The sequence below is a fragment of the Xanthobacter sp. ZOL 2024 genome (genome assembly GCF_052932325.1).
In genome coordinates this window covers 2,961,764-2,976,570 of sequence record NZ_CM128808.1, presented here as the reverse complement: position 1 = coordinate 2,976,570, position 14,807 = coordinate 2,961,764, and the positions used below count along the sequence as shown (strand labels likewise).

Annotated in this window: 13 protein-coding genes; 10 read left to right on the top strand and 3 right to left on the bottom strand. The window is 69.1% G+C overall.

Translation table 11 applies throughout. The features are described from left to right. Positions 1 to 78: 78 nt before the first annotated feature. Entirely contained in the window at positions 79 to 1,743 is a 1,665-nt protein-coding gene (locus ACU4E7_RS13610; RefSeq protein WP_447019168.1) for a DEAD/DEAH box helicase, read from the bottom strand. A 401-nt stretch (positions 1,744 to 2,144) separates the two neighbouring features. Here ACU4E7_RS13610 and ACU4E7_RS13605 point away from each other — a divergent pair, with 401 nt between their 5' ends. The 4 genes from ACU4E7_RS13605 (at position 2,145) to modC (ending at position 5,757) form a co-directional block, all read left to right on the top strand. Further along, positions 2,145 to 2,672: a DedA family protein gene (locus ACU4E7_RS13605; protein ID WP_238121504.1), complete on the top strand. Its 528-nt coding sequence runs from the start codon at positions 2,145 to 2,147 to the stop codon at positions 2,670 to 2,672. A 236-nt stretch (positions 2,673 to 2,908) separates the two neighbouring features. Further along, positions 2,909 to 3,718: a molybdate ABC transporter substrate-binding protein gene (modA, locus tag ACU4E7_RS13600; RefSeq protein WP_238121503.1), complete on the top strand. Its 810-nt coding sequence runs from the start codon at positions 2,909 to 2,911 to the stop codon at positions 3,716 to 3,718. 165 nt (positions 3,719 to 3,883) lie between these two features. Beyond that, the gene (modB, locus tag ACU4E7_RS13595; protein ID WP_447019167.1) at positions 3,884 to 4,576 is read left to right on the top strand and encodes a molybdate ABC transporter permease subunit; all 693 of its coding nucleotides are present in this window, start codon (positions 3,884 to 3,886) and stop codon (positions 4,574 to 4,576) included. Then, complete coding sequence (gene modC, locus ACU4E7_RS13590; RefSeq protein WP_447019166.1) at positions 4,573 to 5,757, top strand: molybdenum ABC transporter ATP-binding protein; 1,185 nt, start codon at positions 4,573 to 4,575, stop codon at positions 5,755 to 5,757. The genes modB and modC overlap by 4 nt, the downstream gene beginning before the upstream one ends. Here the strand turns inward: modC and ACU4E7_RS13585 are convergent. Further along, positions 5,681 to 6,085, bottom strand: coding sequence for a winged helix-turn-helix domain-containing protein (locus ACU4E7_RS13585; RefSeq protein WP_238121501.1), 405 nt, complete (start codon positions 6,083 to 6,085; stop codon positions 5,681 to 5,683). The two genes, modC and ACU4E7_RS13585, sit on opposite strands and share 77 nt — an antisense overlap. A 239-nt stretch (positions 6,086 to 6,324) precedes the next feature. Further along, positions 6,325 to 7,167, bottom strand: a complete 843-nt coding sequence (locus ACU4E7_RS13580) for an FTR1 family iron permease (protein WP_447019165.1) — start codon at positions 7,165 to 7,167, stop codon at positions 6,325 to 6,327. Between the two features lie 551 nt (positions 7,168 to 7,718). Between ACU4E7_RS13580 and ACU4E7_RS13575 the strand changes: the two genes are divergently transcribed. From ACU4E7_RS13575 to ACU4E7_RS13550, 6 genes are all read left to right on the top strand, one after another. Next, positions 7,719 to 8,993, top strand: a complete 1,275-nt coding sequence (locus ACU4E7_RS13575; RefSeq protein WP_238121497.1) for an imelysin family protein — start codon at positions 7,719 to 7,721, stop codon at positions 8,991 to 8,993. A gap of 36 nt (positions 8,994 to 9,029) precedes the next feature. After that, positions 9,030 to 10,526: a multicopper oxidase family protein gene (locus tag ACU4E7_RS13570; protein WP_238121496.1), complete on the top strand. Its 1,497-nt coding sequence runs from the start codon at positions 9,030 to 9,032 to the stop codon at positions 10,524 to 10,526. After that, positions 10,523 to 11,788 carry a di-heme oxidoredictase family protein gene (locus tag ACU4E7_RS13565; protein WP_447019164.1) on the top strand — a complete coding sequence of 422 codons (1,266 nt, stop codon included), beginning with the start codon at positions 10,523 to 10,525 and terminating at the stop codon, positions 11,786 to 11,788. Before ACU4E7_RS13570 ends, ACU4E7_RS13565 begins: the two co-directional genes overlap by 4 nt. A gap of 20 nt (positions 11,789 to 11,808) precedes the next feature. Beyond that, the gene (locus ACU4E7_RS13560) at positions 11,809 to 12,924 is read left to right on the top strand and encodes an imelysin family protein (RefSeq protein ID WP_447019163.1); all 1,116 of its coding nucleotides are present in this window, start codon (positions 11,809 to 11,811) and stop codon (positions 12,922 to 12,924) included. 79 nt (positions 12,925 to 13,003) lie between these two features. After that, complete coding sequence (locus ACU4E7_RS13555) at positions 13,004 to 14,125, top strand: DUF1513 domain-containing protein (RefSeq protein WP_447019162.1); 1,122 nt, start codon at positions 13,004 to 13,006, stop codon at positions 14,123 to 14,125. A gap of 101 nt (positions 14,126 to 14,226) precedes the next feature. Further along, positions 14,227 to 14,784, top strand: a complete 558-nt coding sequence (locus tag ACU4E7_RS13550; RefSeq protein WP_238121488.1) for an NADPH-dependent FMN reductase — start codon at positions 14,227 to 14,229, stop codon at positions 14,782 to 14,784. Positions 14,785 to 14,807: the final 23 nt, after the last annotated feature.

Below are 14,807 nucleotides of genomic sequence, written 5' to 3'. Positions count from 1 at the left end.
TATGTCACGAATCCGCGCATCGGCCCATAGGTGAGATGTCCGGGCGGCAGCTTTTTCCGCCGGCCCGGACCCCAGCAATCACCGTGCCGGGCGCTTGGCGCCGCCGCCCTGCGGCGGGTTGCGCTGGCCCGATCGGTTCGACACGGCCTTCATGAAGCCGATGCCGCCCATCTCTCCACCGGAGGAACGGGCGTCGTCGCCACGGCCGGCGCTCCGCCCTTCCGAGCGGGGCTGCTGCGGGCGGGCGCCGTGGGGCCGCGCCTCACGGGCGGGGCCCGCCTTGCGGGCATCACGGCCGGCGCCGGCCGCATCGGCGCGGGCATCCTTGCCGCGACCACCGGCGGGCGCCCCCTCGCGGCGGGTCGCCCCGTCGCGCTCGGCGCGCTGGCCGTTGCCGCGGTTGTCGTCGCTGCGGCGGCCCTCGCCGGCGGGGCGCTGCCCCGTCCCGCGCGCGCCACCGGAGCGCTGACCGCCCGGACGCTGACCATTGGGACGCCCGGCGCCCCGCGGCCCGCGACGCTGCTCGCGCGGCTCATCCACCAGAGCGGAGGTGATCGGCTCGCCCTCCGGCACCGCGAAGGTGGCCGCCGACCCCCGCCGATCCTCGGACGGGATCTGCATCTTGATCAGCCGCTCGATGGACCGCAGATAAGCGCGCTCCTCCTGGTCACAGAACGAGATGGCAATGCCTTCCCGTCCCGCCCGGGCGGTGCGGCCGATACGGTGCACATAGCTTTCCGGCACGTTCGGCAGGTCGAAATTGATGACGTGGCTGACGCCGGTGACGTCGATGCCGCGGGCGGCGATGTCGGTGGCCACCAGGGTGCGCACGGTGCCTTCACGGAAGGCGGCCAGCACGCGGTCACGCTGGTTCTGCGACTTGTTGCCGTGGATCGCCTCGGCGGCGAGGCCCACCTTGGCGAGCACGCGCACCACCTTGTCGGCGCCGTGCTTGGTGCGGGCGAACACCAGGGCGCGGTCGATCTGCTCCTTGGAGAGCACCTCGGCCAGCAGCTGCGCCTTGTTGGACTTGTCCACCAGGATCACCCGCTGATCGACGCGATCGGCGGTCTTGGCCACCGGCGTCACCGCCACGCGCACGGGCTCGTGCAGCATGGAGCCCGCGAGATCGGAGATGGCCTGCGGCATGGTGGCCGAGAAGAACAGCGAGTGGCGCTTCTGCGGCAGCCGCTTGACGATGGCACGGATGGCATGGACGAAGCCCATGTCCAGCATCTGGTCCGCCTCGTCGAGCACGAACACTTCCACCTGGTCGAGCCGCACGGCGTTGTTCTCGACCAGATCCTGCAGCCGCCCGGGGGTGGCCACCAGCACGTCGACGCCACGCGCCAGGGCGCGGATCTGCCGGCCCATGGGCACGCCGCCGATGGCGAGCGCCACCGAGATGCGGCTGTGGCGACCGAACTTCTCGAAATTGTCGACGATCTGGCCCGACAGCTCACGGGTGGGCGAGAGCACCAGGGCCCGCGCGCTGCGCGGCTCCGGGCGGCGCCCATGGCGCACCAGGCGATCGAGGATGGGCAGGGCGAAGGCGGCGGTCTTTCCGGTGCCCGTCTGGGCAATGCCGATGAGGTCGCGGCCGGCGAGAATCTGGGGAATGGCTTCGGCCTGAATAGGCGTCGGCGTCACGTGCTGTTCTTCAGTGAGGGCACGGACGATGGGCTCGGCGAGGCCGAGAGCAGAAAAAGAGGTCAAGCTCTGTCTTTCATGGGCGAACGGCATCGCGCGCGGCCGAAAGCGGCCGCGAACACGCGGTTCGCGGGATCTTCGACATCCCGCGTGGCCAGGGGTGTCCAATCGAAAACATTGAATTCGGGCAAAGCCGCCTGCGACACTTCGAGGAGAAGCTCCGAGCGGTCTCCGCTACGCGGCCCGAAAGCGCCGGCATCACAGTGTGGGGCGAAAACGTCGCCACCCGATGCCGGGCTACGGCAGCGCATATGACGCATTCCCATGACGATTTCAAGGCAGCCGCAGCCAGCCCCCGCGCTTTTTTAGACCGAACGGCGCCACCGCACGTTTTTTCGCCGCAGTGGGCGCGCAGACACCGCCCTGCCGGCGCCGCCGCCGGATGTCTCCTTGACCCCGCGCGCGCGCCGCCCCACATGGCGGGCGGAGGCCCCATGTTCGACCCGCAGACCCTGATCGACCTGACCGTCAGCTTCGTGAAGGAGCATCAGCACCTGGCGCCGGCCGTGGTGTTCGGTCTCGCCTTTGGCGAGTCCCTGGCGCTCATTTCCTTCTTCATCCCGGCGACGGTGCTGCTGCTGGCCATCGGCGCCTTGATCGAAGCCTCGGGCCTGCACTTCTTCCCCATCTGGCTGGCCGCCGCCGCCGGCGCCTCGCTGGGCGATGCCGTCTCCTATTGGTTCGGCTTCCACTATAAGGAACGGGCGAAGACCTTCTGGCCACTCTCGCGCCGGCCCGACCTGGTGGTGCGGGCGGAGGATTTCTTCCACCGCTTCGGGGTCTGGGGCGTGGCCGTGGGCCGCTTCTTCGGCCCCGTGCGCGCGGTGGTGCCGCTGGTCGCCGGGGTGCTGGCCATGCGCCAGAGCCATTTCCAGATCGCCAACGTCGCGAGTGCGGGGCTCTGGGCCTTCGCCATGCTGGCGCCCGGCGCCCTGGCCCTGAAATGGATGGGGCTCGCCTGAGGCCCAACCCCGGCCCTTCGATCCCCTCACCGACACCCACGCCCGCGACACCCCTGTCGCGGGCGTTTTGCCGCGCCAGCCACCGATGCGCGAGGCACCGGAAACAGGCGCTAGCCTCGCCCCCAGCAGCGCGACCCGCAGGGGTCTGAAACGCCTACCGCAGTGCGGCATCAGCAACCTTGTCTCACTAGCCTATCCTATATATGAAAGAACATACCAAAAGGGGGATCATTGCCATGATGAATTTTGCCTTCCCGCGGCGCGGCCTGGTTTTGGGCCTGCTGGTTGCGTCCGCTTTCGTCGGCACCGCCCGGGCGGAACAGCCCGTCGCGGCCACCACCGCCGCCAGCGCCACCGTCACCACCTTCGCCGCCGCCAGCCTCACCAATGCCTTCCAGGACATCGGCAAGGCCTACGAGGCCATGGGCAAGCCGAATGTGAGATTTTCGTTTGCCGCCTCCTCCGCCCTGGCCAAGCAGATGGAAGCGGGTGCGCCGGCCTCCATCTTCGCCTCCGCTGACATCAAGTGGATGGACTATGTGGAGAAGAAGGACCTCATCATTCCCTCCTCGCGGGTGGTGCCCATCGGCAACGCGCTGGTGCTGATCGCCCCCGCCGACAAGGCCAAGCCGGTGACCATCACCAAGGGCATGGACATCGAGGCGCTGCTGGGTCCCAACGGCCGCATCGCCACCGGCCTCGTCGACAGCGTGCCGGCGGGCATCTACACCAAGACCGCCTTCACCAACCTCGGTGTCTGGGACAAGGTGGCGCCCCGCATCGTCGGCGCCGAGAGCGTGCGCGCCGCCCTCGCCCTGGTGGAGCGTGGCGAGGTGCCCTATGGCGTCGTCTACGCCACCGATGCCGCCATCGCCAAGAATGTAAAGGTGGTTGCCGTGTTCCCGGCCGACAGCCACCCGCCGGTGGAATATCCGTTCGCCCTGGTGAAGGGTCAAGACACCCCCGAGGCCAAGGCCTTCTTCGCCTTCCTGACCAGCCCCGAGGCCAAGGACATCTACAAGAAGTACGGCTTCGTCGTGAAATGAGGGATGCCATCGGGTCCGGCTGCCTGGCCGGACCCGAGCGCGGCGCCGCCCGCTGCTTGGCCGACGGACGTGAGCTGCCGCATTTGCCGGAGCGGGGCATTACGCATCGCCTCGACGCTCCGTTCGGTTTAGAATTTTTGTGACATTGCTGGCCGGATTTTTCTCATGCTGCTGACACCGGATGAATGGACAGCGGTGGTTCTGAGCCTGAGGGTGGCGTTCTGGGCCACCGTCTGGAGCATGCCGCCGGCCATCTTCGTGGGCTGGATTCTCTCGCGCGTCGAGTTTCCCGGCAAAGGCCTGTTCGACGGCATCGTCCACCTGCCCCTGGTGCTGCCCAAAGTCGTGGTCGGCTATATCCTGCTCATCACTCTGGGGACCCGCGGCTATCTCGGCCAATATCTGTACGACTGGTTCGGCATCAGCCTCATGTTCACTACCGCCGGCGCCACCGTGGCCGCCGCCGTGGTGAGCTTTCCGCTCTCCGTCAATGCCATCCGCCTCGCCATCGACGGGGTCGACAAGGGCATCGAGACGGCGGCCCGCACCCTGGGCGCCAGCAAGCTCGACGCCTTCTTCACCGTGACGCTGCCGCTGATGCTGCCGGGTATCCTGTCCGGCGCGCTGATCTCCCTGGCCTCCGCCTTGGGCGAGTTCGGCGCCACCATCACCTTCGTGTCGAACGTGGAAGGCCAGACCCGCACCATACCGCTCGCCATCTACAGCGCCACCCACATGCCCGACGGTGACGCCATGGCCCTGCGGCTCACGGTGGTGTCCGTGGTCCTGGCCCTCAGCGCCCTGATCCTGGCGGAAATGGCCGATCGGCGCATCAAGATTGCATTGGGGCGGATATGATCGAGATCGACGTCAGCCTCACCCGCAGCACCGGCTTCAGCCTGGAAGCCCACTTCAACGCCCCCGGCATGGGCGTCACCGCCCTGTTCGGCCGCTCCGGCTCGGGCAAGACCACCATCATCCAGGTGGTGGCCGGCTCGGTGAAGCCCGACAAGGGGCGGATCCAGGTGGGCGACGAGGTCTTCTTCGATTCCGCCAAGGGCATCGACCTGCCCATCGAGAAGCGCCGCGTGGGCTATGTGTTCCAGGATGCGCGCCTGTTCCCCCACCTCAGCGTGGAGAACAACCTGCGCTACGGCCAGCGGCGCGCCCGGCACGACCAGTCCATCGGTTTCGATGCGGTGGTGGACATGCTGGGCATCAAGCCGCTGCTGAAGCGGCGGCCGCACACCCTTTCCGGCGGCGAGCGCCAGCGCGTGGCCATCGGCCGGGCGCTGCTGGCCCAGCCGCGCCTGCTGCTGATGGACGAGCCCCTCGCCTCCCTCGACGAGATGCGCAAGGCGGAGATCCTGCCCTATCTGGAGCGGCTGCGCGACGACCTGCGCCTGCCCATCCTTTATGTCAGCCACTCCATCGACGAGGTGCTGCGCCTGTCCGACGTGGTGGCGGCGGTGCAGAACGGCACGGTGATCGCCGCCGGCCCCCTGTCCGAGGTGCTGTCACGGCGCGAATTGCTGCCGGTGCTGGGGCGGTTCGATCTCGGCACCATCTTCGAGTGCAAGGTGAAGAGCCACGACACCAGCCTCGCCCTGTCCACCATCACCTTCGCCGACGGCGAATTGCGGGTGCCACTGGTGGATCGCCCGCCGGGTGCGCCGGTGCGGGCCCGCATCCGCTCGCGCGACGTGGCGCTCTCCCTGTCCCGGCCCATCGACGTTTCGGTGACCAACCGCCTGTCCGGCGTCATCCGCGACATCCGCCGCGAGGAGGGGCCTTATGCCGATGTGGCGGTGGAATTACCGCACAAAGGTCTGCTGCATGCCCTCGTCACCGTCGAAAGCGTGGAACGGCTCGCCCTCGAGCCCGGCATGCCGGTCTGGGCGATGATCAAGGCGGTCGCCGTGGACAGCCGCTCGCCCCATTTCGAGGCGCGCGACGAGCCTTTCACCCCGCCTTCGCATTCAGCGGCGCCGGGTCTGCGTCTCGTGTCTGCCCGCTCTCTGCCGCAAGAGAGCTCGTGAGCTCATCCAGCGAGCTGCGCACCGCCTTGGCGGCCTGCCGCTCCATGGCCCGATAGAGGGCGATGACGCGCTCGCCGAAGGCGGTGACCTCGGTGCCGGCGCCCCGCCGGCCGGGATAGGTGAGGATCACCTTCTGCTCGAACATGTGGTCGAGTTCATCCACCAGCAGCCAGGCCCGGCGATAGCTCATGCCGATGGCCTTCGCCGCGGCGAGGATGGAGCGATGCTCGCGGATGGCCTCCAAGAGCCGGATCTTGCCGGGGCCCAGCCGGCGGCCATCCGGAAAATCCACGCGCAGAAACAGGCGCGATGAAGAGTCCTGGGTCACGGTGTCTCCTCTGCGTGCGGGCGGCGCCGGCGATCGGGCCGCGCCATCTGCGGAGCGCCGACCGACGGCCCAGGCGCTGCTCCCACATAGCGCGAATCCGCCATTCATGCCACCAAAGGCCAACTTCCGAAGTGGGAGGCTCGCCAGAGGATGCCCGCCACGCGTTGCCCGCGCCATCGAGACGAGGCGAACATGTCGCGGCGCGGGTTGCCGGGGGCACTCCCGCGCCGGCGGGCAGCTCAGGCCCGCGCGGGGCGGCCCAGCTGCTTGGCCCGGGCAATCCGCGTGTTGACGATGCTCGACAGCGCGACGATCACCGCAACCGTCGCCAGATAGGCGATCACCTGCATGCCGGTCGGCTCGGCGCGGTAGCCCACCAGGGTGCGCAGAACCCGTCCCACCGCGCCGTCATCGGCGAGCAGCCAGCTGGTATTCCAGACCGGATCCGCCAGCGACTGGATGAAGCCGGCATCCTGCAGGATGCCCACCACCTGAGCCGACAGGCCCGCAGCCAGCAGGGTGATGACCGCGGCGGTCACCTTGAAGAGGTATTTCAGCGGCACCGCCACCAGGCCGCGATACAGCACGAACGCCACCACGGCGCCGGCCGCCAGCCCAAGCAAGCCGCCGATCAGCACGTTGGAGACGGTTTCCATGCCGGTGGACATGATGCCATAGACGAACAGCACGATCTCCGCGCCCTCGCGCAGCACCGCCATGCCCACCACCACCGCCAGAGCGGTGAGTGGCTTGCGGCCTTCCTGCACATCCTTGCCGATGGCCTGCATCTGAATGACCATCTCGCGGCCGTGGCTCGCCATCCACACCACGGTCCACACCAGCATCACCACCGCCACCGCGAGGATGCCGGCGTTGAGCACCTCCTGGCCGGACCCGTCGAACAGATTGGAGATGCGCTCGGCGAAGATGGCGAGCAGGGCCGAGCCGAGCACGCCGCCCAGAACGCCGGCGCTGATCCACAGGCCGCGGCCGCGGATGCCTTCGGAGGCGGCCAGCACCACGCCGATGACGATGCCCGCTTCCAGCACTTCACGAAACACGACGAGGAGGGCCGCCAACATCACAGATCTCCCATTCACGCCGCGCCGCGATGAAGCAACTGGGCCTCGGCATCTGCTCACCGCAGGCCCGACACCGGAACCCGCGGCTGGAAATTTCAGTTTAGAAATACTCAAAAAAGGTCGGAGCCCAAGGATTGGCGACGCCTTTGGCGCCTCAAGCCGTGGTTCCAGCAGACAAGTCCCTACACCCGCCCCTGCCGACTGTCATCCGCGGCCCCATTTATTAGAATCTCTCCAGACTTGTGCGCCGCTGCCGCCCGGCGCGCGGCAGCGGCGGACGCGGGCCTGCCCGCAAGCGCTTGCGGCGCATTTGCGCCCCCCCCCCCGCAGCGGAGCAATGGCGCCATCCGCAGCAGCAGCCAGCATGCACTTTTGCTTGGCCACGCGACTCTTTTGCTACAAATGACCCAGCGAGAGCTTTCCGTAGAACGATTCCATTATTTGGACAGCGCCTTGCGCCCGGCGCGCCCGCCTGCCTAATCTGCCGCTGGGTTCACGGGTTGTCGTTCGCCCTATCGTTTATGCCATGTTCCAATGAGGAGAAGAGGTTGATGCGCGCGCACTGGATTGCCGGCGCGGTCGCCGCCGTGGTGAGCTTTGCGCCCCCGGCGTTTGCCGACGCGCCGAAGGCCCGCGATGTGATCACCCATTATGCCGATCTCGCTCACGTGATGTACGATGCCTCGTACGCCACGGCGAAGGAGATGCAGCAGGCCATCGACGCCTTCGTCGCGGCGCCCAGCGCCGAGACCCAGCAGAAGGCCAAGGACGCCTGGAAGAGCGCGCGCACCTTCTACCAGCAGACCGAGGCGTTCCGCTTCGGCAACAAGATCGTCGACGACTGGGAAGGCAACGTGAACGCCTGGCCGCTCGATGAGGGTCTCATCGATTACGTGGACAAGGCCAAGTATGGCGATACTTCCGATGAGAATCCGCTCTACACCGCCAATGTGATCGCCTCCAAGTCCATCCGCATCGGCAAGAAGACGGTGGACGTCACCAAGATCACGCCGAAGCTGCTGCATGATCTCAACACCGCCGGCGGCGTCGAGGCCAATGTGGGCTCCGGCTGGCACGCCATCGAGTTCCTGCTGTGGGGCCAGGACCTGAACGGCACCGGCCCGGGCGCCGGCGTCCGCTCCTGGACCGACTATGACCTCAAGGCCTGCACCAACGGCAATTGCGATCGTCGCGGCCAGTATCTCAAGGTCGCCACCCAGACCCTGGTGGACGATCTCAAGGAGATGTCCGACTCGTGGGCGCCCAAGGGCGCGGCCCGCAAGGCGCTCCTGAAGAAGAAGGACAACGCGGGCCTTGCCACCATCTTCACCGGCCTCGGCTCGCTCTCCTATGGCGAGCTCGCCGGCGAGCGGATGAAGCTCGGCCTCATCCTGCACGATCCCGAGGAAGAGCACGACTGCTTCTCGGACAACACCCACAACTCCCATTATTACGACGAAGTGGGCATCCGCGACGTCTATTACGGCCGCTTCACCAAGCCCGATGGCAGCGCTGTCACCGGCCCCTCGGTGGCCGACCTGATCCGCGCCGCCGACCCCAAGGTCGCCGACGAGATCGACCAGAAGTCCGACGCGGCGCTGGCGGCCCTCAAGGCCATCAAGGACACGGCGGATTCCGGCGAGATGGCCTACGACCAGATGCTCGGCGAGGGCAATGAGAAGGGCGCCAAGCTCATCCAGGCCGGCGTCGATGCCCTGGTGGCCCAGGCCCACGCCATCGAGCGCGGGGTGGCTGTGCTGAAGCTCCAGATCAAGATGGAGGGCTCCGCCAGCCTCGACGACCCGTCCTCGGTCGGTCAGAAGTGAGGCGGGCGCGCCCGTCGCGAAAGTGAGGCCGAAGCCATGATCTCGCGTCGTGCGTTGATCTCACGTCGTGCGTTGATCTTGGGAGGGGCTGCGGCGGGCGCCGCGGCCCTGGCCGCCCCCTCCGCCCTTGGCGAGGGTCTCCCCGAGGCCGTGGACACCCTGCCCCCGGACGCGCCCCAACGGCACCTGTCGCTGGTGGCGGCGGAAACCGAGGTGCCCCTGCTGGGGGCGGGCAAGCCCGCCACGTCCCGCTTCTGTGCCTACAACACCACCCCGTTCCTCACCCTGCGCGCGCCCCAGGGCACGCGGCTGATGGTGGATTTCGAGAACCGGCTGCCGGACCCCACCACCGTGCATTGGCACGGCATCCGCGGCCCCTATATTTTCGATGGGGTCGCCCCCATCACCCAGCCCACGGTGCCGCCCGGCGGCCGCTTCGCCTATAACGTGCCGCTACCGGACCCCGGCTTTTATTTCTTCCATCCCCATTGCGACGAAACTGGCCAGGTGGGCCGCGGCCTCGTCGGCCTCCTGTTCGTGGAGGACCCGGCCGACCGCAAGCTCGGCTTCGACCTGGAGCACATCATCGCGGTGAAGGACTGGCGCCTCGACGAGGCCGGTCGCTTCCTCACCATGTTCACCGATGAAGGCGCCTCCACCGCCGGCAGCTTCGGCACCGTGCGCGCGGTCAATGGCTCGCCCATCCCGCCGCGGGTGGAAGCCCCCGCCTATGGCGACGTGCGGGTGCGCACCATCGTCGCCGATGCCACCCGCGTCATCGATTTCGGCTGTGACGTGGACGAGGCGGCGGTGATCGCCTGCGATGGCCAGGCGACCAGGCCCTTCCTGCTCAACGACGCGCCCGACAATGTGTGGCGCATGGGCCCGGCCATGCGGGTTGACGTGCATGTGCGCATGCCCGGACCAGGCCAGGAAGTGAAGATCTACGATTACCGCACCGCCGAGCCCTATCTGCTCACCACCCTGGTGGCGGTGGACAAGGGCCGGAAGAAGACCGCCTTCAAGCCCAAGGCCCTGCCGGTGCCGAAGGAGTTGCCGCTGCCGGACATCGCCGGGGCGAGCCATCTCGACTTTCTGGTGCAGACCTCGGCGGGCGCCACCGCCATCGCCCCGCCGCTGCCGCCGGACGATCCCCTCGCCAAGGCGCTCATCGAGTCCCGGTGCGTGGGCGACAAGACCTTCTGGGCCATCAACCGCACCTCCTGGGGGGCCGGCGCCGACCTGCGGCTGCCGCCGCCGCTGAACGTGCTGAAGGCCGGGCAGAGCTATGTCCTGTCCATCACCAACGTCACCAAGCACGTGCACCCCATGCATCTGCACGGGCATGTGTTCAAGGTGCTGTCATCATCGAAGAAGAAGACCCTGCCGCAGTTTCTCGCCGACACGGTGATCGTCGAGCCCAACGAGACCGTGGACATCGCCTTCAAGGCGGCCAGCGGCAATTGGGTGTTCCACTGCCACATTCTGGAGCACATGGATTCCGGCCTCATGGGCTGGTTCCGGGTGGCATGATGGGCGGGCGCCTTCGGCCCCGCGGCGCCGCGGCGCTGGTGCTGACGCTGCTGCTGGGGGTGACCCCGGCGCTGGCGCTGGATTCCCTCGACGTGCATATCGGCAAGGCGCTGTTCAAACGTCCCTGGGTGCCGGCCCCCTCCTCCACCACGGCGGACGACGGCCTCGGCCCGCTGTTCGATGCCCGCTCCTGCGCCTCCTGCCATCCCGCCAGCGGACGGGCCCGCGCGGTGTTCGATGCCCGGGGGCAGTTGGACGGGCGCGGCGTCATCGTCATGATCGGCCAGGCGGACGGGGCCGCCGATCCGGTCTATGGCCGCCGGCTGCAGATCGATGCGGTGCCCGGGCTTCCCCCCGAAGGCATCATCGCCACAACCGACACCCCCCTGCCCGACGGGCGGCGCCAACGGGCGCCACGGCTCGACGCGCTGGCCTACGGCCCGCTCGATGCCAAGAGCGGCCTGTCGCTGCGGGTGGCGCCAGACATGCATGGGCGCGGCGCCATGGCGGCGGTGTCCGATGCCACCCTCATGGCGCTGGAGGCGGAGCAGGCCCAAGGCGCCGATGGCGTGCACGGGCTGGCCCGTCGCATTCCCCAGCCCGACGGCAGCGTCCGTATCGGCCGGTTCGGCTGGAAGGCGAGCCAGCCCGATCTCGCCAGCCAGAGCGCCGAGGCGTTCTTCCTCGACATGGGCATGTCCAATTCGCATCATCCCTCGCCCGCCGGCGACTGCACGCCGGCGCAGGCCGCGTGCCTGGCGGCGCCGCACGGCGCCCACGCGCCGGGCACCGACGGCAGCCCGGGCCTGGAGATCGGCGACGAGGTGCTGAACCGCGTGGTGGCCTATGTGGCGTCGCTGCCGGTGCCCGCGCCCCACCCTCTGTCCGAAGCCAGCCTGGAACATGGCGCCGCGCTGTTCGCCAGCAGCGGCTGCGCCGCCTGCCATCGCCCGGAACTGCCCACCGCCGATGGCGGTCGGGCCCGCCTGTTCTCCGACCTGCTGCTGCACGACATGGGGCCTGATCTCGGCGACACCATGCCGGAGCCGGGGGTCGGCGCGTCCCAGTGGCGCACCGCGCCGCTGGCGGGTGTGTCGCAGGCCCTCGCCCATGATACGGGTCTGCTGCACGACGGCCGCGCCCGCACGGTGGCCGAGGCGGTGCGCTGGCATGGGGGCGAGGCCGCCGCCGCCGCGGCCCGCTTCCAGTCCCTGCCCGCGCGCCAGCAAGCTATATTGTTGAAGTACGTTTCATCCCTCTAGGTGTCGGAAGACGGTGTCGCATGCTTGAGATGATTGCCCGCCCAGCCTTCGCCACGGCGCGCAAGGTGCTCACCCGGCTCGGTGCAGCCACCACCCTGGTGGCCCTCGCCGGCCTGCCGCTCGCCGCATCGGCCGCCGATGCCAAGCTCGATGCGGTGCCCATCCTCGAAACCTGGCTGCTGCCGCGCTATGACGCCCTCGCCAGCGCCGCCGACGCCCAGAAGGCGGCCTGGACCAGTTTCTGCGACAAGCCCGATGCCGCCGGCGTGCCGGCCCTGAAGGCCGCCTATGGCAAGACCGCGGATGCCTGGAACGCGGTGGAGTTCATCACCTTCGGCCCCATCAGCCAGAACCTGCGGGCCGACCGCTTCAGCTTCTTCCCGGATCGTCGCAACGGCATCGCCCGCGGCATGGCCGACGTGATCGCCGATGCCGACGCCGGCCGCCTCTCCCCCGAGCGCTTCGACCAGACCAGCGCCGCAGTGCAGGGCCTGCCGGCGCTGGAGCGGCTGCTGTTCGACAAGGAGGCGGAGACGGCGCTGGTGTCGGGCGCCGAGGCCGAGCGGCGCTGCGCCTTCGGCCGCGCCATCGCCACCAACCTGTCCACCATCGCCCATGATGTGCGGGGCGCCTGGGGCGATCGCAGCACCGGCCTGCTGGCCGCCCTGGCCGCCGGCAAGGGCGACCCGGCCCTGTTCCCCGACGCGGCGGCGCTGCCGGGCATGATCCTCACCGATCTCTCCGGCGCCTTCCAGCGGGTCACCGACACCAAGCTGCTGCCGGTGCTGGGCGCCGGGCCCGATGCGGCCAAGCCGGCCCTGGCCGACAGCTGGCGCTCCGGCCGCTCCGGCCGGGTAGTGGCCAACATGGTCAAGAGCGCCGACGATCTCCTGCGCGCCGTCGCCACCCAGATGCCGAGCCGACCACAATATGTGGTGAACAAAGCCGCCGGTGCCGCCGACGCGGCCGCTGACAAGCTGCCGGCCGACCTCGGCGCCGCCGCCGAGACCGCCGCCGGCGCCGCCGCCCTGCAGGCCGACATCAAGACCTTCAAGGCCGCCCAGCTCACCGTCTACCGGCCGATGGCCTCCTATTTCGGCATTTCCCTCGGCTTCAATGCCCTGGATGGCGACTGAGCCGATGCCGACGCGCCGGCACCATGATCCGCACCGGGCCGATTGACCCGCACCCCCTCGCCCTGCGGGAGACCCGTTCATGAGCCTTCTTTCTCGACGCAGCTTCACCCTCGGTGCCCTGCTCACCCTGCCGGCGTGGACACAGCTGGGCGCCGCCGAGGCGCGCGGCCCCACCGGCGGCTGGCTCTCCACCGCCGGCATCGACGACGGCTTCGCCGCCGTCTGCGTGGATGCCGCGAACGCCGCCGATGTCCGCGCCCCGGCGCCGGCCCGCCTGCACGGGGTGGAAGCCAGCCCCACCGGTCCGCTGGCGGTGGCGGTGGGGCGGCGGCCCGGCCACGTGGCGGTGGTGTTCCGCTGGGACCAGGGCGGCGCCCCCGTCTCCACCTTCACCCCCGGCGCCGGGCGGGTGTTCTCCGGCCATGGCCGCTTCACGCCCGATGGGCGTTTCTTCCTGACCAACGAGATCGAGCGGCCGCAGGACGCGGACGGACGGCGCACCATGGGCCGGGGCATCATCGCCCGGCGCGACGTGGCCGGAGGCTTCGCCATCATCGAAGAATGGCCGACCCAGGGCGACGGACCGCACGACCTGCTGCGCTCCGGCGACATGCTGGTGGTGGCCAATGGCGGCATCGAGCCTCACACGCCCGAAGCGCGGGATGCGGAGGTCACCGGCTCCTCCATCACCGTGCTCGATCCCGCCTCCGGCGGCCAGCGCGGCGAGGGCCGCCTGTCGGACGACCTTGCCAGCCTGTCCCTGCGCCATCTGGCGCGCGACGGCGCGCGGAGCACGGTGGTGGCGGCGCAGGACCTGCTCAATGACGGCGTCGCCCGGCCGCTGCTGTTCGGCATCTATGCCGATGGCGCGCTGCGGCCCTTCGATGCCCCGGAGACCGCCTGGCGGGAGCTGCGCGGCTATGTGGGCTCGGTGGCCTATGATGCCTCGGGGCGCTATGTCGCCTGTTCCTCGCCGCGGGGCGGCCGGGTGGGGGTGTGGCGCGCCGACGGACGCTACATCGGCATGGTGCCGCTGATGGACGGCTGCAGCCTCGCGTCCACCTATGAGGCCGGCACCTTCATCGCCGCCAGCGGCTATGGCGAGGTCATCCGCATCGCCGCCCATGACGACGGCGTCGGCATCACCGGCCGGCGCACCGGCGGCCCGCGGTTCGACAATCACATGGTGCGGATCGGCTGACCCGGCCCCGCGTGCAATCTGCAGACGCCTGACATGACCGCGGCTTTGTGCTCATGTTCCGTGTCGGCATCATGCCGGCGTGAGAGACAAGAGGTCGAACCATGAAATGGGTCGTTCTGGTGGGCAGCGTGCGCAAGGGATCCTTCAACGCGGCCGTCGCCCGCGCGCTCGCCGGCATCGCGCCCGAGGGCGTGAGCGTGGAGCTGCTGCCCTCCATCGCACAACTGCCCATCTATGACGGCGACATCGAAGCCGCCGGCATTCCCGACAGCGTCGCCCAGCTCGCCACCACCGTCGCCGCCGCTGATGCGCTGGTGATCGTCACACCTGAGTATAACTACTCGATTCCCGGCGGCCTCAAGAACGCCATCGACTGGCTGTCGCGGGTGCCCACCAAGCCGCTGAAGGGCAAGCCGGCCCTCATCCAGTCCGCCTCCATGGGCGTCATCGGCGGCGCCCGGGCCCAGTATCACCTGCGCCAGGTGTTGGTATGCCTCGACATGGCGGTGATGAACGTGCCCGAGGTGATGGTGGGCGGCGTCCACACCAAGGTCACCGACGGCGTGCTCACCGATCAGGGCACCTTGTCCTTCATCGAGGGGCAGCTGGCGGCATTCCACGACTTCGTGCGCAAGCACAAGCTGGCTGAAGGGGCCTGAGGCCCCCGTCCCGCGGCCCACGG

Coding starts and splice junctions, on each gene's coding strand:
- ACU4E7_RS13610 (WP_447019168.1), bottom strand. CDS start 1,743: ATGCCGTTCGCCCATGAAAGACAGAGCTTGACCTCTTTTTCTGCTCTC.
- ACU4E7_RS13605 (WP_238121504.1), top strand. CDS start 2,145: ATGTTCGACCCGCAGACCCTGATCGACCTGACCGTCAGCTTCGTGAAG.
- modA (WP_238121503.1), top strand. CDS start 2,909: ATGATGAATTTTGCCTTCCCGCGGCGCGGCCTGGTTTTGGGCCTGCTG.
- modB (WP_447019167.1), top strand. CDS start 3,884: ATGCTGCTGACACCGGATGAATGGACAGCGGTGGTTCTGAGCCTGAGG.
- modC (WP_447019166.1), top strand. CDS start 4,573: ATGATCGAGATCGACGTCAGCCTCACCCGCAGCACCGGCTTCAGCCTG.
- ACU4E7_RS13580 (WP_447019165.1), bottom strand. CDS start 7,167: ATGTTGGCGGCCCTCCTCGTCGTGTTTCGTGAAGTGCTGGAAGCGGGC.
- ACU4E7_RS13575 (WP_238121497.1), top strand. CDS start 7,719: ATGCGCGCGCACTGGATTGCCGGCGCGGTCGCCGCCGTGGTGAGCTTT.
- ACU4E7_RS13570 (WP_238121496.1), top strand. CDS start 9,030: ATGATCTCGCGTCGTGCGTTGATCTCACGTCGTGCGTTGATCTTGGGA.
- ACU4E7_RS13565 (WP_447019164.1), top strand. CDS start 10,523: ATGATGGGCGGGCGCCTTCGGCCCCGCGGCGCCGCGGCGCTGGTGCTG.
- ACU4E7_RS13560 (WP_447019163.1), top strand. CDS start 11,809: ATGCTTGAGATGATTGCCCGCCCAGCCTTCGCCACGGCGCGCAAGGTG.
- ACU4E7_RS13555 (WP_447019162.1), top strand. CDS start 13,004: ATGAGCCTTCTTTCTCGACGCAGCTTCACCCTCGGTGCCCTGCTCACC.
- ACU4E7_RS13550 (WP_238121488.1), top strand. CDS start 14,227: ATGAAATGGGTCGTTCTGGTGGGCAGCGTGCGCAAGGGATCCTTCAAC.